The sequence below is a fragment of the Geomonas silvestris genome (genome assembly GCF_014193515.1).
GTDB classification, from domain to species: Bacteria; Desulfobacterota; Desulfuromonadia; order Geobacterales; family Geobacteraceae; genus Geomonas; species Geomonas silvestris.
Map to the genome: position 1 here is coordinate 51,016 of NZ_BLXX01000012.1, position 26,011 is coordinate 77,026.

Annotated in this window: 23 protein-coding genes, 1 riboswitch and 1 other annotated feature; of the genes, 6 read left to right on the top strand and 17 right to left on the bottom strand. The window is 60.7% G+C overall.

Annotated features, from left to right (window positions below):
* Window positions 1-17: 17 nt before the first annotated feature.
* The 3 genes from GMST_RS16995 to GMST_RS17005 form a co-directional block, all read right to left on the bottom strand.
* Window positions 18-1,238, bottom strand: a complete 1,221-nt coding sequence (locus GMST_RS16995) for an NAD(P)/FAD-dependent oxidoreductase (protein WP_183355894.1) — start codon at window positions 1,236-1,238, stop codon at window positions 18-20.
* Window positions 1,239-1,359: 121 nt separating this feature from the next.
* Window positions 1,360-3,168, bottom strand: coding sequence for an aldehyde ferredoxin oxidoreductase family protein (locus GMST_RS17000; protein WP_183355895.1), 1,809 nt, complete (start codon window positions 3,166-3,168; stop codon window positions 1,360-1,362).
* A gap of 1 nt (window position 3,169) precedes the next feature.
* Complete coding sequence (locus tag GMST_RS17005; protein WP_183355896.1) at window positions 3,170-3,649, bottom strand: 4Fe-4S dicluster domain-containing protein; 480 nt, start codon at window positions 3,647-3,649, stop codon at window positions 3,170-3,172.
* Window positions 3,650-3,957: 308 nt separating this feature from the next.
* Window positions 3,958-4,039: riboswitch (cyclic di-GMP riboswitch) on the bottom strand.
* Window positions 4,040-4,289: 250 nt separating this feature from the next.
* Here GMST_RS17005 and GMST_RS17010 point away from each other — a divergent pair.
* From GMST_RS17010 to GMST_RS17020, 3 genes are all read left to right on the top strand, one after another.
* Entirely contained in the window at window positions 4,290-4,784 is a 495-nt protein-coding gene (locus GMST_RS17010; protein WP_183355897.1) for a hypothetical protein, read from the top strand.
* A 315-nt stretch (window positions 4,785-5,099) separates the two neighbouring features.
* On the top strand, window positions 5,100-5,546 hold the full coding sequence (locus tag GMST_RS17015) for an Hsp20/alpha crystallin family protein (protein ID WP_183355898.1): 447 nt from the start codon (window positions 5,100-5,102) through the stop codon (window positions 5,544-5,546).
* Window positions 5,547-5,586: 40 nt separating this feature from the next.
* Window positions 5,587-5,979, top strand: coding sequence for an Hsp20/alpha crystallin family protein (locus tag GMST_RS17020; protein ID WP_183355899.1), 393 nt, complete (start codon window positions 5,587-5,589; stop codon window positions 5,977-5,979).
* A gap of 90 nt (window positions 5,980-6,069) precedes the next feature.
* On the opposite strand, the gene GMST_RS17025 is transcribed toward GMST_RS17020, so the two are convergent.
* Window positions 6,070-6,519, bottom strand: coding sequence for a hypothetical protein (locus tag GMST_RS17025; RefSeq protein WP_183355900.1), 450 nt, complete (start codon window positions 6,517-6,519; stop codon window positions 6,070-6,072).
* A 304-nt stretch (window positions 6,520-6,823) separates the two neighbouring features.
* Between GMST_RS17025 and GMST_RS17030 the strand changes: the two genes are divergently transcribed.
* Window positions 6,824-7,627, top strand: coding sequence for a protoglobin domain-containing protein (locus GMST_RS17030; RefSeq protein ID WP_183355901.1), 804 nt, complete (start codon window positions 6,824-6,826; stop codon window positions 7,625-7,627).
* Window positions 7,628-7,646: 19 nt separating this feature from the next.
* Here the strand turns inward: GMST_RS17030 and GMST_RS17035 are convergent, their stop codons facing one another.
* The 6 genes from GMST_RS17035 to GMST_RS17060 all read right to left on the bottom strand — a co-directional run bounded on the left by GMST_RS17035 (window position 7,647) and on the right by GMST_RS17060 (window position 14,439).
* Window positions 7,647-8,540, bottom strand: a complete 894-nt coding sequence (locus GMST_RS17035) for a carotenoid biosynthesis protein (RefSeq protein ID WP_183355902.1) — start codon at window positions 8,538-8,540, stop codon at window positions 7,647-7,649.
* A gap of 146 nt (window positions 8,541-8,686) precedes the next feature.
* Entirely contained in the window at window positions 8,687-9,757 is a 1,071-nt protein-coding gene (locus tag GMST_RS17040; protein ID WP_183355903.1) for an MlaD family protein, read from the bottom strand.
* A gap of 63 nt (window positions 9,758-9,820) precedes the next feature.
* Window positions 9,821-10,534: an MlaE family ABC transporter permease gene (locus GMST_RS17045; protein ID WP_371873137.1), complete on the bottom strand. Its 714-nt coding sequence runs from the start codon at window positions 10,532-10,534 to the stop codon at window positions 9,821-9,823.
* A gap of 59 nt (window positions 10,535-10,593) precedes the next feature.
* Window positions 10,594-12,177: a hypothetical protein gene (locus tag GMST_RS17050; protein WP_183355905.1), complete on the bottom strand. Its 1,584-nt coding sequence runs from the start codon at window positions 12,175-12,177 to the stop codon at window positions 10,594-10,596.
* A 278-nt stretch (window positions 12,178-12,455) separates the two neighbouring features.
* A complete protein-coding gene (locus GMST_RS17055; RefSeq protein WP_183355906.1) occupies window positions 12,456-12,983 on the bottom strand; it encodes a 3-isopropylmalate dehydratase small subunit in 528 nt (175 codons plus the stop codon).
* Window positions 12,984-13,155: 172 nt separating this feature from the next.
* Window positions 13,156-14,439: a 3-isopropylmalate dehydratase large subunit gene (locus GMST_RS17060; RefSeq protein ID WP_183355907.1), complete on the bottom strand. Its 1,284-nt coding sequence runs from the start codon at window positions 14,437-14,439 to the stop codon at window positions 13,156-13,158.
* A 166-nt stretch (window positions 14,440-14,605) separates the two neighbouring features.
* Here GMST_RS17060 and GMST_RS17065 point away from each other — a divergent pair, with 166 nt between their 5' ends.
* Window positions 14,606-15,634 (top strand): LOG family protein, encoded by a 1,029-nt coding sequence (locus tag GMST_RS17065; protein WP_183355908.1) that lies wholly within the window; start codon window positions 14,606-14,608, stop codon window positions 15,632-15,634.
* 245 nt (window positions 15,635-15,879) lie between these two features.
* Window positions 15,880-16,083, top strand: coding sequence for a cold-shock protein (locus tag GMST_RS17070; protein WP_183355909.1), 204 nt, complete (start codon window positions 15,880-15,882; stop codon window positions 16,081-16,083).
* A 929-nt stretch (window positions 16,084-17,012) separates the two neighbouring features.
* Here the strand turns inward: GMST_RS17070 and GMST_RS17075 are convergent.
* From GMST_RS17075 to ilvB, 7 genes are all read right to left on the bottom strand, one after another.
* A complete protein-coding gene (locus GMST_RS17075; protein WP_183355910.1) occupies window positions 17,013-18,887 on the bottom strand; it encodes an MXAN_6640 family putative metalloprotease in 1,875 nt (624 codons plus the stop codon).
* Complete coding sequence (locus GMST_RS17080; RefSeq protein ID WP_183355911.1) at window positions 18,887-19,399, bottom strand: hypothetical protein; 513 nt, start codon at window positions 19,397-19,399, stop codon at window positions 18,887-18,889. Before GMST_RS17080 ends, GMST_RS17075 begins: the two co-directional genes overlap by 1 nt.
* A gap of 253 nt (window positions 19,400-19,652) precedes the next feature.
* Window positions 19,653-21,197 (bottom strand): 2-isopropylmalate synthase, encoded by a 1,545-nt coding sequence (locus GMST_RS17085; protein WP_281380062.1) that lies wholly within the window; start codon window positions 21,195-21,197, stop codon window positions 19,653-19,655.
* 159 nt (window positions 21,198-21,356) lie between these two features.
* Window positions 21,357-21,611: a binding site (T-box leader), on the bottom strand.
* A 252-nt stretch (window positions 21,612-21,863) separates the two neighbouring features.
* On the bottom strand, window positions 21,864-22,616 hold the full coding sequence (pssA, locus tag GMST_RS17090) for a CDP-diacylglycerol--serine O-phosphatidyltransferase (protein ID WP_183356038.1): 753 nt from the start codon (window positions 22,614-22,616) through the stop codon (window positions 21,864-21,866).
* 32 nt (window positions 22,617-22,648) lie between these two features.
* Window positions 22,649-23,308 carry a phosphatidylserine decarboxylase family protein gene (locus GMST_RS17095; protein ID WP_183355912.1) on the bottom strand — a complete coding sequence of 220 codons (660 nt, stop codon included), beginning with the start codon at window positions 23,306-23,308 and terminating at the stop codon, window positions 22,649-22,651.
* A gap of 223 nt (window positions 23,309-23,531) precedes the next feature.
* Complete coding sequence (ilvN, locus tag GMST_RS17100; RefSeq protein ID WP_183355913.1) at window positions 23,532-24,023, bottom strand: acetolactate synthase small subunit; 492 nt, start codon at window positions 24,021-24,023, stop codon at window positions 23,532-23,534.
* 244 nt (window positions 24,024-24,267) lie between these two features.
* Entirely contained in the window at window positions 24,268-25,965 is a 1,698-nt protein-coding gene (ilvB, locus tag GMST_RS17105) for a biosynthetic-type acetolactate synthase large subunit (RefSeq protein ID WP_183355914.1), read from the bottom strand.
* Window positions 25,966-26,011: the final 46 nt, after the last annotated feature.

Consider the following 26,011-nt stretch of genomic DNA (forward strand, 5'->3'; position numbering starts at 1 on the left):
CGAAGCGGCCGGGGAAATCAGCCGAGGTACAGCTGGACGGCGGCGTGGCGGTTCGCGCCTTGGAGCAGGCGCCGGCTGGGGAGCCGCATCCGGCCGAGGATCATCTGGTAGTAGACCCCCGCGTCGTTGGTCTCGCCGATCAGGCTCGCCCCGATGACCCTCCCCTGCTCGTCCAGGAAGGCCTTCCGGAAACGCCCGGAGAACCGGCTTCCCCAGGAAACCGTCTGTGGCGCGTCGTCCTGGCAGTAGCCGAGGACCGCCAGCTCCAGCCCGAAGACCTCGGTGGTGTTGTTTTTGAGGCTCCCGCGGTAGGCGCAGGAGCTTCCCAGCATGTTGAGCGCCGCGTGCTCCCCCTGCTCTACCGCCGTGATCCAGTTCCCCTGCACGGTCGGCTCCCCGGTCACCAGGTCCTTCCCCTGGGCCACGTCCCCCGCGGCATAGACGTCCGGGTGCGCGGTGCGGCAGTAGTCGTCGATGAGTACGCCGTCCGCGCAGGGAAGCCCCGCCCCCCGGGCCAGATCCGTGTTCGGGCGCACCCCCTTCCCCACCACCAAGAGGTCGCTTGGGATCGTGGTCCCCGAGGCAAGCCGCAGTTCCAGGCGCTCCCCCTCGTCAAGCGAGACAACGTCGTCGCGCTTGTGCAGCTGGACACCCGCCCCTGCGAAATGCTCCTCGAGGAGCAGAGCGGATTCCGCATCCAGGAGGCGGCTGAAGACCCGGTCGCTCCCCACCACCAGGTGGCGCTCCACCCCGGGGGGGAGGTGCGAGAGGACCGGCACGCTCACCAGCCCCGCTCCCAGTGCGGTGACGCAGCGCGCCGAGGCGATGAGGGCGCGCAGGCGTTCGGCGTCCGAGAGGTGGCGCAAGGTGCAGACGCGTGCGCTCGCACCGGCCAAGGGGCGCGCTTCGCCGCCGGTTGCGATCAACAGTTTTCCGAAGCCGATCACCCGGCCGTCGTCCAGGCGGACCTGGTGCCGCTCCGGGTCGAGGGAGACCGCCGTGGCGCCCAGGAGCGGGGTCACCCCGAACTCTGGGTAGAACCCCTCCTCGACGAGGTACAGGTTCTCCCTGGAGGTCTTCCCACCCACGTAGTAGGGGGTCAGCACCCGCGAGTAGGCGGGGCGCGGTTCCCGGTCGATGAGGGCCAGGGAAACCAGGCGGTCCAGGCGCCTCAGGGTGCGGATCGCCTGCAGGCCGGCGGCCGAGTTGCCGATGATGACGATGTCGAAGTGCTGCATGCTGGCTCCTGAAACAAAACGGCTCGCGCCTTGGAAACGAGAGGCGGGGCTTTGGAATCGGCGGCGCGAACTGCGCGGCGCGGCGCGCTCCAAAGCCCCTCTCCTGTGGGCCTGCCGGGCCCTAGGTGGCTACCCCCAGCGACCTCAGTTTCTGCTCGGTCGGGATCCCCTTCTCATCCCAGCCGCGCTCGCTGTAGTACTGCGGCAAGAGTTCCCCGAGGTGGGCGACCGACCCCTTCATGGGGCCGTCCGGCAGCGGCTCCTCCAGAAGCCGTTTGGGGAGGGTGTCCTGAGCCGGATCGATCCCCGCTTTCAGGTTGTAGACCCGCTCCAGGTTCCAGACCCGCTCGCCGACCTCCAGGAGCTCCGCTTCGCTGGCGGCCTTTCCGGTCGCCGCGCTGAAGAGCTTGCCGACCTGCGGGACGCCGATGCCGAAGGTGGTGAAGAGGCAGACCCCGGCGGAATCGACCAGGGCGGTGGCGTCCTGGAACACCTTGGCCCAGGCGGCCTTCCCCTCGAGGGCCTGCGGGTCGAGCTTCTCCGGGACCCCCAGGATCTCCGGGGAGACCAGGTAACCGCGCACGTGGCAGGCGCCGCGGTTCGAGGTGGCATACTCGAGCCCCATCCCCTGGATGCCGCGCCCGTCGTAGGCCGGGAACTCCAGTTTCTTGACGCTCATGGAGTACTCGGGCGCTCCATAGCTTTCGGCGAGCCGGTAGGAGCCCCGCGCTATCTTCTTGCCGAATCCCTCCCCCTTCCCCGCCAGCTCGATGAGGCGCACCATCGCCTCGCCGTCGCCGAACCTGAGCGGCATTCCGGCCTCGGCCTCGCTGATCAACCCGCGCTGGAAGAGTTCCATGGCGCAGGCGACCGTGGAGCCGGCCGTGATGGTGTCCATGCCGTACTCGTTGCACAGGTAGTTGGCCTCGGTGATGGCCGCCAGATCCGACACCCCGCAGGCTGCCCCCAGCGCCCAGAGCGACTCGTATTCCGGCCCCTCGCCGCTCCCCGACCAGCGCGGGTCCGAGAGCTGGGTGACCCGGCCGCAGCCGATGATGCACCCCATGCAGCTCTTGTTGCGCTTCAGGTAGGTCTGGGCCAGCCGCTCACCGGAGATCTCCTCGGCCTGTGCGAAGGTCCCGGACTGGGAGTTGCGGGTGGGGAGCGCACCGCTTTGGTTGATCACGTTGACGAGGACCGCGGTCCCCAGGGCGGGGAGCCCCTGGCTGGTCACCGGGTGGCTGCGCAGCAAGCGGTAGCACTCGCGGGCCGCCTCGCGGAACCCGGCCGGGTCGGCCACGCCGACCCCTCCGGTGCCGCGCACCGCGATCGCCTTCAGGTTCTTGCTCCCCATCACCATGCCGACGCCGCTACGCCCGGCGGCGCGGTGCTTGTCGTTCACGATGCAGGCGTAGTGCACCTGGTTTTCGCCGGCCGGCCCGATGAGCGCCACCTTGGCGTCGCCGTGGAACTCCTTGCGGATCAGGTCCTCCGCCTCGCTCGTCGACTTGCCCCACAGGTGCGCGGCACCGGCGAGTTCCACCTTCTCGTTGTAGATCCTCAGGTACATAGGCTTCGGGGCCTTCCCCTCGACGATGATGAGGTCGAACCCGGCGTACTTGAGCTCGCTCGGGAAGTAGCCGCCGGAGTTCGAGCAGGCGATCGTGCCGGTGAGCGGCGACTTGGTGACCACCATGTAGCGCCCGTTGGCCGCGCCGTAGGTGCCGGTGAGCGGGCCGGTGGCGAAGATCAGCTTGTTCTGCGGACTCAAGGGGTCGACCTGCGGGTCGGTCTCTTCGCTGAGGTACTTGGTTGCCAGGCCGCGCCCCCCCACGTAGTCGCGGGCCCAGTCGTAGTTGAGCTCCTCGACCACGCAGGTCTGTTCGCTCAGGTTCACGCGCAGGATCTTTCCGTTCCATCCGTAGCCCATATCACACCTCCCCCTGGCCGGCCTTCATGGTTTGCACGAACTTGAGCACCTTTTCCCGTTGCGGCGTGTCCTCCTCGGAGAACTTGAGGCAGCCGGTCGGGCAGAAGGCGACGCACTCCGGGAAGTCGTCCCCGCACAGGTTGCACTTGTCGGCTTTACCCTTCAAGGGGGCGTACTTGATCATCCCGAAGGGACAGGCCGACACGCAGGTGCGGCAACCGACGCACTTAAGCTCGTCCACGGAGACCGTACCGGTCCGGGTATGCTTGGAGATGGCCCCCTTGGGGCACGCCTTCAGGCACCAGGGATCGTCGCACTGCATGCAGGTCACCGTGATGAACTGTGCCTCCTCCAGGAAGACTTCGTTAACGATCCGGGACCTGCTGGGCGCGAACTCGCCGGTGTTCTTGAACGAACAGGAGAGCTCGCAGGACTTGCAGCCGACACACTTGGACGGCTCGATGCGGATGAGCTTTTGCATGTAGACCTCCTTGGCAACGTGGACATGACACAGCGGTAAAGCGGACACTGCCGCAAAACATTGGCAAAGTATAATTCCCGCCAACTACATGGCAAGTTTCCACCAGGGGGAAAAAGTCTGAGGGGAGTGTGAGAGAAAGACAAGAGAGAGCGTGCCGCTGGAAGAGAAGTGGCAGGGCCTGACACAACGCGCCGAGGGTGCGTCCTGAAAACGCCCTCTTCCAGCCCCCGCTGCCGCATCGCTGGCATAGACGAGAAAAGGCCGCCCATGGAATCATGGGCGGCCATTCAGGAGATGTTGCCTGTTTCTTCGGGAGCTCGGCTACCTGAACATTTCGGGTCCGTCAGCTTTGTGCCCCTGGAATTTCTTCCAAGTTTACCGTTTCGGAAACAGGCTAAATACAATATATGCCTTTCCAGAAAAGATGTCAAAAAATGTCGGGACGACACGGGGCGTGCGGCAGGGCCCTCAGGCCGGTACTTCCGGACACCGCAGCTCTCAGCCATGCGGCCGGCCTTTGAAACTCTTTCAGAACAAAGTATATTTTAGGTAGCCCGCCCCCGACAGCCGCGGAAGGCGGATTGCGGCCCCTTTAGCTGCCAGCCTCGTCTGGCACGTTCACTGAAAGCAGGTGATTCTTATGCAGCTTGCGCTTTATTTAGAACATGGTGAGAAATTTGCCCGGGCAGCGTCCAAGCTTCCGACCCAGATCCCGATCAACGTGGACTCGCTGCTGCTCGACTGTTTCATCGAGGTGTTGCCGGTCGCCGCGCTGCACAACGGCGGACCGGATCATCTGCCGGGTATAGAATTCCCCTACCCCGAGATCCGGGTGGTCTTCAAACTCAAGGAGCATCCCCTGGTGGCTGCCGTCTACGGCATCGATTTCTTCGTGGTCGATGCCATGGTGAGCCTGGTGAGCTGGGCCCAGGGGCATACCCACGTGGAGGTCAACCACCGCCCGGCACAACTGGAGCGGGCGATCGCCAGCAAGGAAAATGGGCTCCTGGAACTGGTCGGCTCTAGCCACAAGACCCTTATCGAGCGGCTCTCCCAGGCCTTCCTCGAGCTCAGGAGCGACTACCTCAAGGCCCTCGACGAAGAGGGGTGCCTTCCCGTACCCCGCCATCCCTGATCGCCCCCGCCATCCCCGGTGCCGGCACCTTTTCGGCCGGCACCGGGACCACGCAGGAAACCCTCATTATGTTCCAACCACCGCTTTTCCCGCAGCAGCAGGCACACCTCAACACCTGAGGATTTCCTGCCTGCGCTGCAACCGTTCATTCCGACAGTCCCTTTGCAGCACCCCGTCGAGCCGTCTCAGGGGTGCTGCGGCTGAATGCCCTTCTGCGCGACAGCAGGGATCTCATCGCAACGTGAACCCCTTGACAGCAGAAAATTGATGATTACATTTCGCTCAGAAGTCAGCTCTCGAAAGGAGGTAATCCACATGGCAAGCTGGGGATTTTTCAACGAATTGGACAATCTGAGAAGGGAGATGGACGAGGCTTTTCGGGGCGTCGGCATGGTGAGGCCATTGGCCACCACCTTCCTGTCGCCGAGTTCGGGGCGGCGCTTCCCGCTGGTCAACATAAGCGAAGACGAGGGGGAGATCTGCCTCGATGCCCTGGTCCCGGGGGTAGATCCCAAGGAGCTGCAGCTCTCCTTGCTGCGCGAGACCATCAGCATCGCGGGGGCGCGCAAGTCTCCGGTTGACGCGAAAGGGGTGGTACATCGCAGCGAGCTTGGTTCCGGCCGGTTCAGCCGTACCATCGACCTCCCCACCGAGATCGACCCGGACCGCACCACGGCAGAGTACCGCGACGGCGTGCTGAGGATCACCATGCACAAGGCAGAGCACGTGATGCCGCGCAGAATCGACGTAAAAGTGGCCTAAGACACTGGACCGACTACTCAGAAGACAGGAGGAAACCATCATGGCAGCCAACAGCCTGACTCACGATATCACCCAGAGCAACAAGGAGGAAACCCGGGCACCGGAGCGCTTCCTGCGTCCGGCGGTAAGCATCGTCGAGGACGAAAGCGGGCTTTTACTCACCGCCGACCTCCCCGGCGCCAACAAGGACGGACTCGACATCAACGTCGACAAGGGGATTCTGACCATCAAGGCCGAGGTTTCCCGGCAGCAGCCGGGCCGCCCCATCTACAGCGAGTTTGAATGGGCACCCTACTTCCGCCAGTTCCAGATGCCCGACGTCATCGACCAGAGCAAGGTGCGGGCGGAATTGAACAACGGCGTACTCACCCTGCACCTCCCCAAGGCGGAAGCAGCGAAGCCGCGCAAGATCGAAGTGCAGGTAGTCAGCTAACCCCTTCCGCACCAGCTATCCCTTCGTGCCCCTGCCGGTCCCGGAACCGGCGGGGCACCAGGGAGCCCGCTGGCAATCCCTGCCCCCCCGTTACCGGGGGGGAACCACCGCATCGAAGCTCTGCATCCTCTCCTCTCCCTTGTCGTCACCGCCGTCCGAGCCCTGGTACTTATAGGTGAAACGCAGGGTGCTCCCCGGCGCAACCTGCACCGGCAGCTTCGCACTGAACGAGGCGATCTCCCCCTGCCTCAGCTCGTGCGGCAGGTAGCTTACCGTACGGGCCTCAGTCTTTCCGCCAGAGCCAAGTGCGGCAACCCAGACCTCCGCATCCTCCATGTACTGGTAGCGCAGGCTCCTCAGCATGCCGTCCACCAGCGTCTGCGATCCAAGGTCGCTGACCCGGTAGGCCAGTTCCACGTCAAACTGCCGGTAGTGCAGCGGGTACTGCTCCATCTTGTAGCGCCCCCCCGCCTCGCGGCTGGTGGCGCACCCGGCCAGCAGCGCAACTACCAGCACCAGAACTCTCGCCATCCACCCCATACTCGACCTCCTTGCCGGTTTGCGTTGTCCATGCCTCATTGTACGCTGCGAGGGTTGCCGGTGACAAACCCCTCCGGTTCCCGCGGGTCTTTCCAAACCGGCCTTTTGTCTTGTGAGCCCAGCCGGGCCGGGCGTACAATCTAGTAGGCACGGAATTTACAGTTATATCGAGCGTTCTTTTGGCTTAGAGCTGTCTCAGAATCGTGCAGAAGGATGGGTTAGAAGCAGAGGAGACAAACTACTAGGATAATGCCATAAGTTGAAACTCACGACAATGAGACTAGAGTACGGATTGCACGCCCATATGCAGATAACCGACCTCGAGATCCTGCGCCGAAGGGGCTTTTTGCAGCTGACCGCTGACGATGACGCGCTGTTGAACCGGTGCAGGGAATTCATCGGGGCGGAGCTCGACCAGATTGTCACTGACTACCTTGCCGCCCAGGCGGGTTTCGAGGAAATGGCGGCCTTTTTGAGGGACGAGGGGGTACTCCGGCGCCTGCGCAGCGCCGAGCGCCGCTACGTGCTCGGACTTTTCTGCGGCCATACCGGGCACAGCTATGTTACCGACCGGCTCCGCATCGGCCTGGTGCATCGGCGTGTCGGGATCGCACCCCAACTCTACCTGGCGGCGGTGAAGACCCTGAAAGACATCATCAACCGTGTTTTCGAGCGCCACATAGCCGACCACGAGCGGCTGCACCGTACCGCCCTCGCCCTGGAAAAGCTGATCTATTTCGACATCACCCTGGTTTTCGACAGCTACCTGCGCAGTCTGCTGAGTGAAATCGACCAGGCACGCAGCAGCGCGGAGAGCTACGCGCTGAGCCTCGAACTGCAGGTGGCCGAACGGACCGAGCAACTGGAGGAGAAGGTGGTCCAACTGGAAAGGGCGCTGGCCGCGGTGAAACGTCTGGAGGGGGTGATCCCCATCTGCGGAGTCTGCAAGAAGATCAGAAACGACAAGGAGAGCTGGCAGCAGCTGGAACAGTACATCTCGGAGCATTCCCAGGCGCTTTTCAGCCACGGGCTCTGTCCGGAGTGTTACCAAAGGCAGATGCGGGCCTTGGAGGGGCTGCCCGGGGATGAGGAGGATAAGACGAGCTGAGGCAGTGGCTGCCTACGTCTCAGGGGTAGAGCCGCAGTTTCCTGTCCGGGTTTGCGTTCCCCTCGGCGGCTGGCGACCAGGGAAAATCGGAGAGGTGCTCGGCGAGATCCTCCTTCCGGTACCGGTTCACCCGGTTGGCGAGCAGCACAACGGAGATCGCCACCGGGAGGGTGAAGATGAAGACGCCGGTGAGCCCCATCAGTTTCTCCCCGATGTAGAAGGTCACCGAGAGGTTGAAGACGATCACGCAGAGATAGAGAAAGGGAGCGTAGCAGGAGCGGTAGGGAGCCTTCGCCACCCCCGCGGGTTTTTTCGGTTCCTTGGCGAAGCGGTCGATGAGCTGGAGGGCTGCAACCAAAAGGGCGCTCACCAACCACCATCCCAGGTAGTTGGAAAGCGGCACCCCGAAATGCGTGCCGACTTCGCGGTAGCCGTAGATCTGCCCCAGGAACCAGCGCCTCCCCTGCAGTGCAACCGGGTCGGTGACGATGTCCAGGAAGACCTGGAACAGCGACCCCAAGAGGAGCACGGAGAAGGAGCGCCTGAGCGCATGGGTTTCCAGGGAGACCAGGTCGCGGCGGATCCGTTTCAGTGGGGCGACGACGAGGAGTGCGGTCCCGTAGCTGCAGTAGGTGAGAAACACGTAGGAGAGCGAGTCGAAAAACGGGACCCCGGCGATCCAGAGCTCGTCGTGGCGGGTGGTGTCGATGTAGTAGTACCAGCCGTAGGGGAAGCCGTTGTTGATCGAGGAGACCTCGGAGGCGAACGCGATCAGGTAGCCTACCACCGTGAACCAGATGGTCTTGCGCCAGCCAAGGTGCAAAACCGCCGCCACCAGGTAGCTCGCGAAAAAGGCGAAGACGTAGGGGCGCATGGTGACGGTGCCGACGGCTATGTGAAGGAAATCAGTCATAACAACCTTTAAAAAATTTAGCCACGGAGACACGGAGATCACGGAGAAGTGCCAAAGCCCAAGGAGGGGAAAACCGGCTTTAGGCCGTCCCCCCGAAAGGTTTGCTTTTTCTCCGTGTGCTTCGTGTCTCCGTGGCTAAATTGCCTTTAGAAGAGCGTACCGATGATGGAGCCCAAGACCGAGATCGGGCCGGTGTCGCCCAACCCTTCCATGGCGCGTTCCGCCTTTTTCAGGGTGGCCGTGGTGTCGCGGTACAGGTTGTCCTCGTTGATCAGCTTGCCGATGGTCCCCTGCCCGGAGTTCACCTTGTGGGCGATCTCGCCGATATCCTTGGAGGCGTCGTTCAACCGGTTGTACATGGTGTCGTCGTTCACCAGCTTGCCGATGGTCCCCTCGCCGCGGTTTATCTTGGCGGTGATCTCGTTCACGTTCTTCATCCCGGCGTTGAGGTCCTTCACCCCGGACTTAAGGTCGGCAACCACGGCGGTGGCGTCCTTGTAGAAGGCGTCGTCGTTCACCAGTTTGCCGATGGTCCCCTCGCCTCTCTGGATCTTCGCCGTCACCGCGTTCAGGTTCGCCATGGTGGCGCTGGTGTCGCTGTAAAGCTTCTTGTCGTTGAGAAGCAGCGCAAGCGAACCGTCGCCGCGGTCGAACTTCTCCGTGATGCTGTTCAGGTTTGCCACGGCACCCTTGATGTTCCCGCGGTTCTCGTCCAGCATGGCGGAGATCTTCTTGAGCACGTCGTCCTGGTTCTTGTTCAGGCTGGCGATGAAGGCCTTGGCGTCCTTGGTGAGGTCGCTTACGTTGTCGACGATGATGTCGATGTTGGCGACATCCTTGCCGGCCACCGTCGCACCTGCCGGCAAGAGCGGCGCGCTCGGGGTGCCAAAGGAGAGCCCCAAGAACTGGCCACCCAGCAGGTTGGTGAGCCTGAGCCCCGCCACCGTGTCGGTGTGGACCTGGGTCCCCGGCTTCACCTCGAAATCGATCTGGATCTTGTCGGAAAGTATCGAGATCTTGGTGATGCGACCGACGTCGACGCCGGCCAGGCGCACCGGGTCGCCGACCTTGAGACCGGTGATGCTGGTCAGGTAGGTCTTGTACGGCACGTTCTTCTCGAAGGGGTTCCACTTCTCCCCCACCTCGAGCAGTATGCCGAGAACGATCAGGCCAATCAAAAAGAACATGCCGACTTTTTTCTCTACCGAGAGAGCCATGGGCAGTAACCTCCGGATAATACACGCGGCACGCACGTGCCTAACTACAAGAAGCGGTGCGGACTACATGAGAAGCCTGGTCAGGATGTAGTCCGCGACCAGGATCAACATGAAGGAGAGCACCACGGAACGGGTGGTGGATTCGCCGATCCCCCGGGCGCCGCCCGAGGTGCTGAAGCCGACGTAACAGGCCACCAGCGCGACCAGGGAGCCGAACACGACCGCCTTGGTAAGACCGATACCGATCTCCTTGATCTTGAGGGCGGCGGTCAGGCTGTCGTAATAGGTGGAGTACGAGACGAAGATCTGCGGGTGCAGGTTGCTGATCAGCGCCCCGCCGATGATCCCGATGCAGTCCGAGTAGATGACCAGGGCCGGCACGCAGATCAGGCAGCCGATGAAGCGCGGCATGGCGAGGTAGCGCACCGGGTCGATGTCGAGCGTGCGCAACGCGTCGATCTCCTCGTACACCGTCATGACGCCGAGTTCCGCGGTCATGGCCGAGCCCACGCGGCCGGCCACCAGGAAGCTGGTCATGACCGGCCCGAGCTCGCGCACCATGGAGTGCCCGACGATGGCGCCGATGATGTTCTGGCCGCCGTACTTGTTGAGCTCAACGCCGGTCTGCAGGGCGAGCACCATCCCCACGAAGAAGGACATCACCGAGGCGACCGGCAGGGTGTCGGCGCCGATGATGGCCATCTGGGTCAGGATGCTCGGCACATTGCGGTGCGCCTCCCTGAAATAGTAGAAGATCCTCCCCTGCAGGATGACCATTTCGCCCAGCACCTGGTTGAAGTAGAGGATCCTCTTGCCGATGCGTCCTACGAAATCCGTCACGTCCCCCCCCATTTCAGGCCGAAGGGGAGCCAGAAGAGGCTGAGCTCATGCTCGTCGCCCTTGTGCTTCAGGCTCACCAATCCCTTCAAGAGTTTCAGGTCCCGCGCCTGCGTCGTGCGGCGGTAGGAAACCAGCGGGAACAGCTCGTAGGCCAGTTCCGGTCCGCGCCGCTCCTCCCAGAACAGGTTCCAGAGGATCGAGGTGGCTGAGTTGCCGCTTTCGTCCCAGCGCCGCTGGTAGAGCCGCCACAGGGGGGCCCAGTTCTCCTCGATCCCCTCTTTGTCCAGGACCGATTCCACCGGTGCCGGGAACGAGAAGGCGGAGACACCCTCGGGGCTCTTGGTGTAGAGAAACAAGGGCCACATCGCGGTACGCCGCCGGGTGCTGCCGTCCTTGGGCCACATCTCGCGGTTGTCCCGGTACAGGAAGTAGAGCACCCGGTCCTGGTCCTGGTTGAAGATGTTGGAGTGCATCTGCTCGCGTTTGAGCAGAGGCCACAGGTACCAGGTCTTCTCGTATTCCGGGCGCACGTCGTGCGCGTAGAGAGGCAAGAAGGTGTTGGCGTTGCGTTTCTCTCCGCGCACCGTAGTGATGAAGGGCCAGAAGTAGTCGACCTCCTGGTACTTCTTTTCCCGGTCGTCAGTGTACCCGAAGAAGGGCCACAGGTAGCTGCGCGAGGTCTTCTTGGGCGAATCGGTCCGGGAGTAGAGCGGGAACAGGGTCGCCTTGTCCGTCGGGTTCTCCGTGTTCATACCGGTCGTTTCGCTGGTGTAAAACGGCCAGAGCACGAAGCGCTTGCGGTACACACCGTCCTTGTGCGACTGCCCGTAGAGCGGAAACACCTCGAAGCCCGTCTCGTTCTCGCCGCTCGTCGTGGAGAAGAACGGGTAGAGGTAGTGCTTGGTCGTGGTGCCGCGGTTCACCGTGGAGCCGTAGAGCGGGAACATGACCATGTGGTACTCGTCGCGCCAGAACCGGTCGTAGATGTCGCCGTAAAACGGGATGAACGCCCGGTACTTGCCGCGTTTGGGGGACTCCCCGGAAACGTAGAACGGCAGGAAGGTCGTGGTGCCGTTTTTCTTTTCCCCCTCCTCCTTGCGGAAGTTGGAGACCTGGAACAGCCGCATCACCTCATAGGTATCGGAGTCGGGCGTATTCTCGTGAAATGCTGCGGGGTACAGGAAGTAGGTGGCGTGCGCGCTCCCCTTGCTGCGGTCCTTGCGATAAAAGAGCGGCCGGAACGCGGTGTCGCGGTCCTCCCCCTTGTTCTGGAACTTGAAGATCGGGCCGAGCAGCGACAGGTTGCTGAAGCCATCCGCCGGACTGGTCCGGTAATCCACCAGCGGCCAAAAAGTGAAGATGGTCCCTTCTTCTTTCTGGGCCGTCTGAGCGGGTTGAACTCCCTGCGCCGTCTGCGCAGGCTGCTCGGGCACCGGTTGTGCCGGTTGTGCCGGTTGTGCCGGTTGCGCCGGTTGCGCCGGTTGCGCCGGTTGCGCCGGTTGCGCCGGTGCAGCCTGGACCGGTTGGCTCAGGGCACAGAGGGTGAGCAGACCGGCTATGTGTGTCGTAATACGGGGCATGACTCTCGCTGGTGCAGTTTAGTTGCGAAATAACTTGCGATACTAACTGCAGGTATTAGGGGTAGTCAATCAAATAATGCCATCTATCGGTATTCGCTAACCCCTTAATGACAGTTGTCAGGCGAAGGGGGGGCGGCACAAGAAGGAACTCTCTTACTCGGAGAAAAAGAAAAGGCAGGGGACCACTCGGCCCCCTGCCCCGTTACAGCGTGCAGATCGAGACTCTTCCCCGTCCTGGCCGGGGTCTCGAACTGCCCAAGCGGCAAGACCGCCCTTGACTAGTACTTGGTATCTGCGTAGTCAACCCAGCCGCCGGCCAGCACCAGCGCCTTGTCAAACGGCGAGATCTCGAAGGAGACACTCTCTTGGCGACCGCCCCCCTTGATGGTGAGGATCTGTCCCTCCACGTCGAGGGCGATCGAGGCATCGGCTGCGTCGGCGAAGCTGAACAGCCTGTCGATCTGACCGGCCGGGAGCTCGATGGCGGCCATGCCGCAGTTGAACATGTTCTGGCGGAAGATCCTGGCGAACGATTCGGCGATGACGGCGGTGATGCCGTTTACCTCGAAGACCCAGGGCGCGTGCTCGCGGGAGGAGCCGCATCCGAAGTTGGCGCGGGTGACCACCACCCCTGCGGAGCGGGTCTTTTCGGCCTTGGGATCGAAGCCCGGGAGTTTGAGGTCCTCCAGCAGGTAGGGCTTCAGGTCCTCCTTGGTGATCTCGGTGAGGTATTTCGCCGGGATGATCTCGTCGGTGTTTATGTCGCTGCGGTCCAGAAAGAGGGCCGGGCCACCAAAAGTCTTCATATGATCTCCTTGGAAACAATTGATAATTGACGATGGACAATTACAGTCAAATACCTTGTCTCACATCAAATACCAATCGTCGTGTCGTTAGTTAGCCTGAAGATTGATCGACAACGTCAATGGCCCGATTCGGGTTCTCATTGTCAATTGTCAGTCGTCAATTGTCCATTGCCTACAGGTACTTCCTCGGGTCGGCGAGTTTCCCCTCGATGGCCGAGGCCGCTGCGGTTGCCGGCGAGAGCAGGTGGACCATGCCCCCCTTGCCCATGCGCCCCATGAAGTTGCGGTTGGTGGTCGAGGCGCAGACCTCGCCCTCGGCCAGGACACCGTTGCTCATCCCGAGGCACGCGCCGCAGGTCGGGTTGGTGACGCAGAAGCCGGCGGACATGAAGATGTCGATGAGTCCCTCGGCGTTGGCCTCCTGGTAGATGTGCGGGGTGGCCGGCGACAGGATGGCTCGCACGGTCGGCGCTATCTTCTTCCCTTTCAGTACCTGGGCCGCGATGCGCAGGTCCTCGAGGCGGCCGTTGGTGCAGGAACCGAGGTAAACCTGGTCCACCGGGGCACCGGCCATCTCGGAGATCGGCTTCACCTGGTCCGGTTTGTAGCCGAAGGTGCAAAGAGGCTCAAGGTCGGAGAGGTCGAGGTCGATAACTTTGTCATACGCGGCGTCCGCATCCGGGCACCAGGCGCTGTACTCGGCGAGCGCCGCTTCCTTCGAGGCGAAGTTCTCGGAGATGAAAGGCCAGAGGTAGTCGACGGTGACCATGTCCGGGGCGCAGATCCCCGAGGTACCGCCCGCCTCGATGGCCATGTTGCACAGGGTCATGCGGGATTCCATGCTCATCTGGGCCACGATCGGCCCCCCGAACTCGATGACGCGGTCCGTGGCTCCGTTCACACCAAGGTGCCCGATGACGCGCAGGATGGCGTCCTTGGCGAACACCCCCTTGGGAAGCGTGCCGTTCAGGTTCACCCGGATGGTCTTCGGCTCGCGGAAAGCGCAGACCCCTTTGAGGATGCCGACCTCGAGGTCGGTGGTCCCCACGCCGGCAGCGAAGGCCCCGAAGGCTCCGTGGGTACAGGTGTGGGAATCGCCCATGATCACGGTGTTGCCCGGGCGGATGAACCCCTTCTCCGGAAAGAGCGCGTGGCAAACGCCGTTGGCGCCGATGTCGAAAAAGTCCTTGATGTCGTGGCGCCGGGCCCAGTCGCGCAGCATCTTGGCCTGGGTGGCGGTCTTGGAGTCCTTGCTGGGGGTGACGTGGTCTATGACGGCCTTAATCTTGGTCCGATCGAAGACCCGGTCCTTGCCGCGGGCCATCAGGTCGGCGATGGCGATAGGAGTAGTGATTTCGTGGCACATCACCACGTCGATTTTCAGTACCTTGGTCCCGGCAAACGGCTCATCGACCAGATGCGCGGCGAATATCTTCTGAGCAGTTGTCATACCCATAAGTAAAAGCTTCCTTTTATGTGAGTGGGATGGTTTTCTCTAGGGGCCACAATAAACCAAATACCCGCCACAAATCAAACTAATCTTTGTTCAATTATATTAAACATTTGCCTCAGATAACAACCATGCTATAATGAGCCGACTCGACAACCGAAGGGAGCCTTAAATGCAACTGCGCTTTACCAGAACTAACGGAGAAGTAGACAAACTGATCGATGAGCTCCTTGAGAAAGCAGGCGACATCCACCACCCCCACCTGGTGCGGGAAATGATCCTCTCGGCCCTTAAAGCCGGGCAGGACACCGACTATCTGGCGGACCTGAAGCTGCTCAGCAACACCATGAAGGAGATGCGCTACACTACCTTGGTGTTTGCGCCCTACCGCAACAAGAAGAAGGTCACCATCTTCGGCTCCGCACGCACCATTTCGGACGAGCCGATGTACATCAAGTGTGCACAGTTCGCCAAACTCCTCGCCGACCACGGCTACATGATCATCACCGGCGGTGGCGGGGGTATCATGCAGGCCGGCAACGAGGGGGCCGGCAGCGAATCGTCTTTCGCGGCCAACATCCGGCTTCCCTTCGAGCAGAGCGCGAACTCGGTCATGCTGAAGAATCCCCGCCTGATCACCTACAAGTACTTCTTCAACCGCAAGGTGGCTTTCGTGAAGGAGGCCGACGCCATCGCCGTGTTCCCGGGAGGTTTCGGGACGCTTGACGAAGCGATGGAGGTCTTCACCCTGATCCAGACCGGGAAGACTTCACCCAAGCCGCTGGTACTGGTGGACGACGAGGAGGGTTACTGGGAGCACTGGTTCCGGTTCCTGAAGGAGCGCCTCCTGGTTGGCGGGTTCATCTCGGCGGAAGACTTCTCGCTCTTCACCATCACCAAGAGTTACGAGGAGGCGGTGCAGGTCATCGAGGAGTTCTACACGGTGTACCACTCGATCCGTTTCGTCAACGGCGACCTGGTGATCAGGCTGACCAAGGAGCTGACGCCGGAACAGATCGAGATGCTGGAAAACGAATTTCCCGAACTGCGCATGCCGGGAAGCCACATACAGGCGGTGGCGGCGCGTCCGGAGGAGGCCGACGAACCGGACCTGATCGACCTTCCCCGCATCGCATTCCGATTCCACCACCAGCACTACGGGCTGCTCATCGCCTTTATCCGGCGACTGAACACCTTCTAAACGCCCGAAGGGCGCGTAAAAACGGGATTGCAAGAAAAAAATTGTTTTTTAAATATTTTCTTGACAAGGTTATTATACCCTGTTAATTTTTACGCCAGCAGCTAGTTTCGGAAGTTTGTAGCGACGAAAAGCCAGAGAGAAGTTCCGCTTCCTTTGAGCCCTTTCATGCCGAAGAACTCTCCGGAAATTGCAGCATAAACGTAGATCCGGCAGAGTTCCGGAGGTCTGAAAAAGGAGGCAGGACAATGGCACAGGGCAAGGTTAAATGGTTCAACGACGCTAAAGGTTTCGGTTTCATCGAGCAGGAGAACGGCGAGGACGTATTCGTGCACTTCTCCGCAATCACCGGGGATGGCTTCAAGTCCCTGGCCGAAGGTGAGTCGGTCTCCTTCGATGTGACCAACGGCCCGAAAGGTCTGCAGGCTGCTAACGTCAAGAAAATCGGCTAAGCGAGCGACGACGCAGACAGCGCAACAAAAAGGCCCCGCCGATTTCGGCGGGGCCTTTTTCTATTATCCGAAGTTGTCACGTTCCGGGAAAAAGTTTCTACTTCCGAGCAAAAGTTGTCACGTTTTCGCTGAGTGTTTTAACTTCTATCCGAAAGTTGTCACCTTCCAGTGAAAAGTTTCCACTTTTAAGAAAAAGTTGTCACGTTTGCGCTGAAAGTTATTACTTCTGTCCGAAAGTTGTCACCTTCCGGTGAAAAGTTTCCACTTTTGAGAAAATGTTGTCACGTTTGCGCTGAAAGTTATTACTTCTGTCCGAAAGTTGTCACCTTCCGGTGAAAAGTTTCCACTTTTGAGAAAAAGTTGTCACGTTTCCTCTGAAAGTTATTACTTCTATCCGAAAGTTATCAACTTCCAGTGAAAAGTTTCCACTTTTGAGAAAAAGTTGTCACGTTTGCGCTGAAAGTTATTACTTCTATCCGAAAGTTGTCAACTTCCGGTGAAAAGTTCTCACTTTTGAGAAAAAGTTGTCACGTTTGCGCTGAAAGTTATTACTTCTGTCCGAAAGTTGTCACCTTCCGGTGAAAAGATTCCACTTTTGAGAAAAAGTTGTCACGTTTCCTCTGAAAGTTATCACTTCTGTCCGAAAGTTGTCGTCTTCCAGTGAAAAGTTTCCACTTTTGAGAAAAAGTTGTCATGTTTGCGCTGAAAGTTAATACTTCTATCCGAAAGATGTCATCTTTCCTCGAAAAGGTGGCCACTTCCGCTCAAAAGGTGTCACCTTTCTGCTGGAAGATTTACCTTCCGCCGGAAAGATGTCACCTTCCCCTGAAAAGGTGTCCACTTTCGCGCAAAAGGTTCCAGTTCCGAAGGAAGATACTCACCTCTCTCCGAAAGCTGCCATTCCCTTCAGATGCAGGTACCGCCCGCACTTAATGTGCGGACGCCCGCCTACGCAGCAACCGTAGTTGCTGCGCCACAAAGGCAGCGAGGCAACCGACCAACAAAGCCAGGGTCAGCATACCGTGCTCAACAGCAAACACTAGTGGTGTGAGCAGCAGTCGGGTTATCACGCGCAGCACTTCGTGCCGGGCGATGAAGTGGGCGATCGGCGGACTCATCTTGTAGTAGCAGGCAACGAACACCCTGCCGGGTGCGTTGGTCAGCAAGTAGTGATCGCGGAACTCGCGCAGCAAGGCTACCTTCGGATGCAGATAGCTGCCATAGGCGGCCGTGGCAATGAAGCAACCGCCGCCTCCACCACCTCCGCCGGAGCTCACAACGGGGGTCACGGGAATGGGAGGCTGTGCTGGTATCGCGAGAGCGTTCGCATCGAGAGGGGTTCCATTCACCAGAGTACTGCCATCGAGTGTTGTGGCGCCGTCCGCCGGGAAGCTGAGTGCGACAGGGGTCTGCATGTCGCCATTGCCGTTGTTGCACACCAGCAGATAGACGGTGGCGTCGGAGGTGAACGCCGGAACTACTATGGACTGGGTGCCGGCGTTGTACTGGTATTCCTGGGTTCCCGCAGTGCTTACCTTGAAGGCCGAAACAGCCAAGGATGAAGAAAGACCGGGGAAGGTAATCGCGAGATCCTGCCCGTCGGACGAGGAGGGGAGATACTTGTAGTAGGCGAAGGTATAGGGGGTAGCCAAGGCATTGATAGGCCCCTGAACGGTGAGGTGTGCGGGAAAGGTCCGTGCCTGGGGAACTGTCACCGGCGGGATAAGGCTCACATCGCCCACGTGGGTGGTCCAGTTCCGCAGGAACACCCTCTTGGCAAATCCGAAGAAATTGTTGCCGAGATTCTGATTCAGCACTTGGTTGAGGACCGGCAGTGCGGGAATGTCGGCGTGGTTTGACGGCACTGGCATGGCGCCGAGTTGCACCCAAAATGCCCGCACCACGGTTCGGCTGCCGTCCAGTTCCGCCAGATACCTGTTAAAGATCCAACGGCCGTACTCGGAGAGATCGGTGCTGTTGATTGCTTGGTTGAGCGCGATGGTGTCAGTATTGGGAAGATAACTCGGCAGGTAGTTGTAGAGCTGGTTCACCGAATTGTAGACTTCGTCTTCCATCCAGGTGGAGGTCATCTCCGCATAAAACGGGTCGAAATAGTAGTTATATCCGAACTGTATCGCGTGGTGGAACTCGTGTGCCGCAGTCACCCGGAGGCTTTCCAGCGGGGTGTAGCTACCGTACACCGGATCGGTAAACGATTTATCGATGGTGATGTAGCTGCCTGTGGAGGTTCCCGGCGGCAAAGAGGGAGAGTAAATGTCGTCGGTGAAGCCGTAAGCGCTCTGAGAGGCAAGGCTCTGGAGGTAAACGTGATAGGTCGTTCCCGGAGGCGGCTGGTACCCCATCTGCGTCACTTCCACACTGTAGACGTACTCGAAAACACCGGCAATAGTCTCGACCCAGTCCGGGACGTTGTTACCGTTGAGGTCGGCCAGCGCAGGTGCATCCGTGCCAGAGGTGGCGTAGTGGATGGTGAAGTGTCCGCCCACCGGCACGCATACCCGCTCCCCGGTGAGGGTGGGGAGCGCCATCGCCTTGGCGAGGACTTTCTGAGTAGCCGGTTCAAGCTGACTCCAGTCCCTTTTGGCGGCGTGCCTGACCATGGTCAGGGAGCGGTCGGCATGATTCAGAGCTTTTTTGGCGACCACCCCAGTCACGGCTGAGCCGCCACCGGCATACCCGGGGACAAGCCGCGCCAAGTAGTAATCGTCAAGAGTCCCAGCAGCAGCCAAAGCCGGCAGGAGCAGCACCAACAGCGTCAAAATCTGTCCGTGTATCGTTCTCACTAATCCACCATCCTTTTACCCACTCGTAGTGAAATCATGGTGGTGACGCCGGATGCGACGTTCACCTCGACATTTCCCCGCCTGCTGGACACCTGGTAGGTTCCCGCCGGCAGCACCGCCTGAAAAAATCCCTGTTCATCGGTCTGAGTGCTCACCACCAGCCGACTGCCAGAACGAATCTCGACCGGCAGCTGCGGATAGAGCACCGACCTTGGCCGCACGGCTTTAAGCTTCCCGCCCGACGTCTCAGTGAAACAGACGCCGACGATCGCCCCCATCCCTTTGGACAAAGGGACCCCAACTAAGGCACCCTTGACCTGAACGATCGGCTGCATCCCCGTCTGTAGGGCTACGCTGGGAGATTCATCGGCTGCCCTGCCAGGAAGGAAATCTTTTCCGTCAAAATGGAAGAACTTCCACTGGCCATCCGGCCGCCGAGCAGCTGCTGTCGCCGCCGAACAAATGGCAGCCACTAACGTTATCGTCAAAACCATCCGAATGATTGAGGGCATAGTTACTCCCTGGCAACGGTTATCTACCAGACGGGAAGCAGTTCACCTTAACCCACGAAACACGGCCTGTTATCCAACTAAGACGGCAGCCTCAGGCGACCAGGTGCGGGCTATGACTGTGCCGGAGCTTGAGAGACGGAGTGAATACAGTGTGAGGTAGCATCGCATAGTGAGGGATTGAAGCAAAGTAAAAAAATGTAAAAGGGGAGCCGGTTGGGCTCCCCTTTTTTTGTCTGCTGCCGGAGATATCGACCTAGAGCGGCTCGATGTCACGCTCGGTGGCGAAGTACAACCGGTTCAGCGCGTCGATGTAGGCCTTGGCGGACGCCTCGATGATGTCGGTGGAGGAGCCGCGGCCGATGACCACGCGCTCGCCCTGCCCTATGCGCACGGTGACCTCGCCCAAGGCGTCGGTGCCGCCGGTCACCGAGCCGACGTTGTACTGCACCAGGCGGGCTTCGCTCTTGGAGAGCTTCTTGATCGCCTTTAGGGTCGCGTCGACCGGGCCGTCGCCCAATTCAGCGGTGCGCACCTGCTCGCCGTCGATCTCCATCTGCACCGTGGCCGTGGCGACCGCAAAGGAGCCGCAGGTGACGGTGATATGGGAGAGCTTGAACTTCTCGTTGACGCGCATCACCTCGTCGGCGACGATGGCGTCCAAGTCCTCGTCGAACACTTCTTTCTTGAGGTCGGCGAGCGCCTTGAAACGCTCGAACGCCTTGTTCAGGTTCTCGTCGTCCAGGTCGTGCCCCAGCTCTTCGAGGCGCTTTTTGAAGGCGTGGCGGCCCGAATGTTTCCCCAGGACCAGCGCACTCGCCTTCAGGCCGACGGACTCGGGGGTCATGATCTCGTAGGTCGACTTGTCCATCAGCATGCCGTGCTGGTGGATCCCCGCCTCGTGGGCAAAGGCATTGGCGCCGACGATGGCCTTGTTAGGCTGCACTACGATACCGGTTACGCTGGTCAAGAGCCGGCTCGCCGGGGTGAGCTGATCGGTCACCACGTTGGTCTTGAAGGGAAGGATGTCGCCGCGGGTCCTGATCGCCATGACGAACTCTTCGAGCGAGCAGTTGCCGGCGCGCTCGCCGATGCCGTTGATGGTGCACTCCACCTGGCCGGCTCCCGCCTGCACGGCGGCGATCGAGTTGGCGACCGAAAGGCCCAGGTCGTTGTGGCAGTGCACCGAGAGGATCGCCTGCTCGACGTTGGGCACGTTGTCCTTCAGGTACTTGATGATGTTGAAGTACTCGAAGGGGATGGTGTAGCCTACGGTGTCCGGGATGTTCACCACCTTGGCGCCGGCGTCGATGACCGCGCCTACCACTTCGGCCAGGAACTTAAGCTCGGTACGGACGGCGTCTTCACAGGAGAACTCGACGTTCGCGGTGTAGCCGCACGCCCTCTTCACCCCTTTCACCGCGGCGTCCAGCACCTGGGCCGGGGTCATCTTCAGCTTGTACTTCATGTGGATGTCGGAGGTGGCGATGAAGGTGTGGATGCGGCCACGCTCCTCGGCATACTGCAGCGCCTCCCATCCGCGGTCGATGTCCTTGAAACCGGCGCGGCACAGGCCGGCGATCTCGGGCCCTTTGATGGTCTGGGCGATCTTCTTGACCGCCTCGAAATCACCCTCGGAGGCGATCGGAAAACCGGCTTCGATGACGTCCACATTGAGCTTCTGCAGCTGACGGGCGAGGCGCAGTTTCTCCTCGATGTTCATGCTGGCACCGGGGGACTGCTCCCCGTCTCTGAGTGTGGTGTCGAAGATCTTGATCATTCTCGGTTCCGTTGTTGTCACGTCTCTACCCCCTGTTGATGGTTGCCCCTCCCAGATTCATGTGCGGTACTCATCTGGGCAATTAATTATTACAGAAATTTCCGATTATGCCAGTGATCGAGCGCAGTTACTGTTCGTCCAGCCTGCTTGCCCGCACCAACGAAAAAAGCCTCCGCCCCAGCAAGGGGCGAAGGCTTTGAAGAAGCTTCCGCGGTACCACCCTTATTCATCCGCCTGACGACGGACCTCTATCGCCCTTTACGCGGGCTGACGTCCGCAGCTACCTGCCGGTTCTCCCCGCATGAAGCGGATACGAAACAGTTCTCGCTGCGGCGGCTCAAAGGCGAGTTCACCTTGCTTCCCCACCGGTTTGCACCAAGCACCAGCTCTCTGTAGAGGAAGGAGAAGGCTACTACTCCTCGTCACTGCCTTTCAATTTTCCGGAATCATAAGAAAAACCCCCGACGGGTGTCAAGGGGTTTTTCGCCAGCATTGTTTTATTTTGATGATGCAAAACTTTGGTGCAGCGAAGAAGAACCATCGTCTTTGGCTCCCCCCTCCCTTGATGGGAGGGGGTCAGGGGGGTGGGTGAAGCTGCCAGCTGCACAGAAGTGGCGCCTTCCCCCTCACCCTGTCCCCGCAAGGGGAGAGGGGACGTAGTATCAACGGGTAGCAAGGTTGCAGAGATTACGGTTTGCTACGCATGTCCTCGTGCCCTTTGTGCATTACCTTCTCCAGCCTGCGGCGGCGCGGCCAGGTCATCAGGAAACCGACCGGACCGGAGGCGATGTAGCAGATGAAGATGGTGAAGAGCATGATCACCGGTTCGGCGGCGATGACGATCAAAAGCAGCACCGCCAGGACCAGGAAGGCGAAGGGCTGCCGCTTGATGAGGCTCGGGTCCTTGAACGAGTTGTAGCGCACGTTGGAGACCATGAGCAGCGCCAGGAAGTAGATGAGCACCAGGATCGCGACCCGGTTGTAGGAGCTCGGCCACCCCATGTGATAGAAGAGGAGCACCGTCGCGGAGACCATGCTGGCCGAAGCCGGGGTGGGAAGTCCCACGAAACGGCGGCTCTCGACGGTCTCGACCTGGACGTTGAAGCGCGCAAGCCTCAGCGCGGCGCAGACCAGGAGCAGGAAACCGGCCAACCACCCCAATCTCCCGAACGGTTTCAGGGCCCAGCAGTACATGAGCAGGCCCGGTGCGGCACCGAAGGAGACCACATCGGCAAGGGAGTCGAACTCGACCCCGAACTTGCTGGCGGTTCCGGTGAGCCTCGCCACCTTGCCGTCCAGCCCGTCGAAGATCGAGGAGGCCAGGATCCAGAGGGCGGCGGTACGGTAGTCGCCGTTCACGGTGGAGACCATGCAGTAAAAGCCTGCGAAGAGGCTTCCCGCGGTAAACAGGTTGGGAAGGATGTAGATCCCCTTGCGCATCCCCTCCCGTTCGACTTTCACTTTTTCTTCGCTCACGGCAGTAGCCCCAGGACGGTCTCGCCGGCGACCGTTTTCTCGCCCATGGCAACCTTGACCTTGGTGCCGAGCGGCAGGTAGACATCGAGTCGGGAACCAAAACGGATGAGTCCGTAGCGGCGCCCCCGGGTCAGCAGGTCGCCGACCTTGGCATAGCAGACGATGCGGCGCGCGATGAGGCCCGCCACCTGGACGACCACCAGCTTCTGGCCGGGGCTCGTCTCCAGCACCAGACCCTGCTGCTCGTTCTCGAAGGTGGCCCGCTCGTCGCGCACATCGTAGAATTTACCCTTGGTGTAAAAGGAGTCCAGCACCCGCCCGGTTACCGGCGCGCGGTTCACGTGGACGTTGAACACGGACATGAAGATGCTCACCTTTTCCATCTCGGTCTGGGTGTGCGGTTCCACGACACGGCCGGAGAAGATCACCACACCGTCAGCCGGTGCGATCACGCCCTGCTCCAGGTTGGGGGTGTTGCGCTCCGGGTTTCTGAAGAAGAACACGATGAAGGCGGAGAGGAGGCAGAAAAAACCGGCAGGTGCGAAGAAGCCGGCGTGCAGCTTGAGCCCGAGCAGCGCGAAGACGACGGTGAGCGCCAGGGCTCCGAAAATGAACGGGTACCCCTCGGCAGCGATCGGGGTATTGGTATTGCGCATCTAGTTACCTCATAAACGGTGATGAGAGCGTGAAGCTCAAGCAGCCGCGGGGCAAAGGGCGCGGCTACCTACAGAAGTACAGCACAGGGGTGGAGGGCGGCAGGGCTGCCAGGTACGGGGCTTGCGGCACAAACAAAGAGGCCGTTGCCGGGCCCCCGCACTTCAAACGCGGAGTATAGCCCGAAAACGGCCTCTCATGCAATCTTTGATTTGTTTTGCTTCGTTATCCCTTCCAGCCCCGGGCGCCGCGCCCGATCACCACCGGACCGGTGCTGACCAGCTCCTTAAGTCCCAGCGGGCGCAGGAGCTCCACCATGGCCGCAACCTTGGCCGGAGTCCCGGTTGCCTCCAGGGTGTAGGACTTGGGCGTCACGTCGATGACCTTGGCGCGGAAGATGTCGGCGATGCGCAGCACCTCGGCACGGCTTTCGTCCTCCGCGGAGACCTTGACCAGCACCATCTCGCGCTCAATCGCGTTCTCCGGCTCGAAGTCGATGACCTTGATGACGTCGATCAGCTTGTTGAGCTGCTTGGTGATCTGCTCGATGATCTGCTCGTCGCCGCGGGTCACCAGCGTGATGCGCGAGAGCGACTCGTCGTTGGTCGGAGCAACCGTGAGCGAGTCGATGTTGAAGCCGCGCCCGGAAAAGAGGCCCACCACGCGGGACAGTACGCCAAATTCGTTTTCCACAAGAACTGCAATGGTATGTTTCATAAACCCTCCAGAACCCAATTGACAATTGATAATGGACAATTGACAACGAGCTTCAAGTTTTCAGCACCAGAGGCAGCAGCGGTAGCGGATGATCTCAATCGGCACTTGGCATTGAACAATAACCGACGAGATCCAGCTTTCAGCACCGCGTGCGCCCAAAAAGATGGATGGCCCAGGCAAAGAACAGACAATCGACGCAAAGACAGGTTTTCATCGTCAATCGTCAATTGTCCATCGTCATTTGCTAGGTGAGTACCATCTCGGTCAAGGACGCCCCTGCGGGGACCATCGGGAGCACCTTCTCCTCCCGGGCCACCTTGAACTCCATGAGCACCGGGCCGTCGATCTCGAAGGCCTTCTTGATCACGCCGTCTACCTCGTCCACCTTGGTGGCCTGCAGGCCGACCGCACCGAAGGCCTCGGCGAGCTTGATGAAGTCGATGGGAAGCTCCATGCAGGTCGAGGAGTAGCGCTTGTCGAAGAAGAGCTCCTGCCACTGGCGCACCATCCCCAGGAAGTTGTTGTTGAGGATGACAATCTTCACGTTGAGCCGGTTCTGGACCAGGGTGGCCAGCTCCTGCATGTTCATCTGGAAGCCGCCGTCGCCGCAGACCGCCATCACCTGGCGCTCCGGGAAGGCCGCCTGCGCGCCCATGGCCGCCGGGAGACCGAAGCCCATGGTACCGAGGCCGCCGGAGGAGAGCAGGGTCCGGGGACGGGTGAACTGGAAGAACTGCGCGACCCACATCTGGTGCTGCCCGACGTCGGTCGCCAGGATGGCGTCGGGGTTGGAGAGCGCGCGCAGGCGCTGGATGACGTACTGGGGCTTGATGGTCGAGCCGGTCTGCTTGTAGGTCACCGGGTGCTTCGCCTTCCACTCGTTGATCTGCTCGATCCAGGGGGCGAGGTTCTGCTTCATGGTCTCGACCTCGCCCTTGTGCCCGTTTATCACTTTGAGCATGCGGGTGAGCACCTCGCGCACGTCCCCCACGATCGGGAGGTCGACGCGCACGTTCTTCTTGATGGAAGTCGGGTCCACGTCGACGTGGATGATCTTCGCGTGCGGTGCGAAGGCGGCGATCTTGCCGGTCACCCGGTCGTCGAAGCGCGCGGCCACCGCTATCAGGAGATCGCAGTTGGAGACCGCCATGTTGGCACAGTAGTGGCCGTGCATCCCCAACATCCCCAGGGAAAGATCGTCGTCCTCGGGGAAGGAACCCAGGCCGTTCAGGGTCATGGTGACGGGAATGCCCAGCTGATGCGCGAGCTTGGTCAGCTCCCCTGCTGCATTGCCGAGGATCACGCCGCCCCCCACGTAGATGACGGGCTTCTTGGCCTGCAGCATCACGCTGACCGCCTTTTCGATCTGCTTGGGATGCCCTTCGACGGTCGGCTTGTAGCCGCGGATCTCAACGCTCTCCGGGTACTCGAACTCGGTCTGCGCGATCTGCACGTCTTTCGGGAGATCGACCAGAACCGGGCCGGGGCGGCCGGTACGGGCGATGTAGAAGGCCTTCTTCATGATGAGCGCCAGGTCCTTCACGTCCTTCACCAGGAAATTGTGCTTGGTGCAGGGGCGGGTGATGCCGATGATGTCGGCCTCCTGGAAGGCGTCGTTGCCGATGAGCGCGGTCGGGACCTGGCCCGTGACGATCACCATCGGGATCGAGTCCATGTAGGCGGTGGCGATCGCGGTGATGGTATTGGTGGCACCCGGCCCCGAAGTGGCGATGGCGACGCCGACCTTGCCGGTGGCGCGCGCGTAGCCGTCGGCGGCGTGGACGCCGGCCTGCTCGTGGCGGGGGAGGATATGCCTGATCTCCCTGAAGGAGAAGAGTTCGTCATAGAGGTTGATGACCGTACCTCCGGGATACCCGAAGATGGTGTCAACCCCCTCCCGTTTCAAACATTCCAGTAGAATCCGTGCACCGTTCAACTTCATAAACCCTCCTCAAGAAAAACCGTGAATGTCCCCTTCGGTAAAGGGG

Coding starts and splice junctions, on each gene's coding strand:
- GMST_RS16995 (WP_183355894.1), bottom strand. CDS start 1,238: ATGCAGCACTTCGACATCGTCATCATCGGCAACTCGGCCGCCGGCCTG.
- GMST_RS17000 (WP_183355895.1), bottom strand. CDS start 3,168: ATGGGCTACGGATGGAACGGAAAGATCCTGCGCGTGAACCTGAGCGAA.
- GMST_RS17005 (WP_183355896.1), bottom strand. CDS start 3,649: ATGCAAAAGCTCATCCGCATCGAGCCGTCCAAGTGTGTCGGCTGCAAG.
- GMST_RS17010 (WP_183355897.1), top strand. CDS start 4,290: ATGCAGCTTGCGCTTTATTTAGAACATGGTGAGAAATTTGCCCGGGCA.
- GMST_RS17015 (WP_183355898.1), top strand. CDS start 5,100: ATGGCAAGCTGGGGATTTTTCAACGAATTGGACAATCTGAGAAGGGAG.
- GMST_RS17020 (WP_183355899.1), top strand. CDS start 5,587: ATGGCAGCCAACAGCCTGACTCACGATATCACCCAGAGCAACAAGGAG.
- GMST_RS17025 (WP_183355900.1), bottom strand. CDS start 6,519: ATGGGGTGGATGGCGAGAGTTCTGGTGCTGGTAGTTGCGCTGCTGGCC.
- GMST_RS17030 (WP_183355901.1), top strand. CDS start 6,824: ATGCAGATAACCGACCTCGAGATCCTGCGCCGAAGGGGCTTTTTGCAG.
- GMST_RS17035 (WP_183355902.1), bottom strand. CDS start 8,540: ATGACTGATTTCCTTCACATAGCCGTCGGCACCGTCACCATGCGCCCC.
- GMST_RS17040 (WP_183355903.1), bottom strand. CDS start 9,757: ATGGCTCTCTCGGTAGAGAAAAAAGTCGGCATGTTCTTTTTGATTGGC.
- GMST_RS17045 (WP_371873137.1), bottom strand. CDS start 10,534: ATGGTCATCCTGCAGGGGAGGATCTTCTACTATTTCAGGGAGGCGCAC.
- GMST_RS17050 (WP_183355905.1), bottom strand. CDS start 12,177: ATGCCCCGTATTACGACACACATAGCCGGTCTGCTCACCCTCTGTGCC.
- GMST_RS17055 (WP_183355906.1), bottom strand. CDS start 12,983: ATGAAGACTTTTGGTGGCCCGGCCCTCTTTCTGGACCGCAGCGACATA.
- GMST_RS17060 (WP_183355907.1), bottom strand. CDS start 14,439: ATGGGTATGACAACTGCTCAGAAGATATTCGCCGCGCATCTGGTCGAT.
- GMST_RS17065 (WP_183355908.1), top strand. CDS start 14,606: ATGCAACTGCGCTTTACCAGAACTAACGGAGAAGTAGACAAACTGATC.
- GMST_RS17070 (WP_183355909.1), top strand. CDS start 15,880: ATGGCACAGGGCAAGGTTAAATGGTTCAACGACGCTAAAGGTTTCGGT.
- GMST_RS17080 (WP_183355911.1), bottom strand. CDS start 19,399: ATGCCCTCAATCATTCGGATGGTTTTGACGATAACGTTAGTGGCTGCC.
- pssA (WP_183356038.1), bottom strand. CDS start 22,616: ATGCGCAAGGGGATCTACATCCTTCCCAACCTGTTTACCGCGGGAAGC.
- GMST_RS17095 (WP_183355912.1), bottom strand. CDS start 23,308: ATGCGCAATACCAATACCCCGATCGCTGCCGAGGGGTACCCGTTCATT.
- ilvN (WP_183355913.1), bottom strand. CDS start 24,023: ATGAAACATACCATTGCAGTTCTTGTGGAAAACGAATTTGGCGTACTG.
- ilvB (WP_183355914.1), bottom strand. CDS start 25,965: ATGAAGTTGAACGGTGCACGGATTCTACTGGAATGTTTGAAACGGGAG.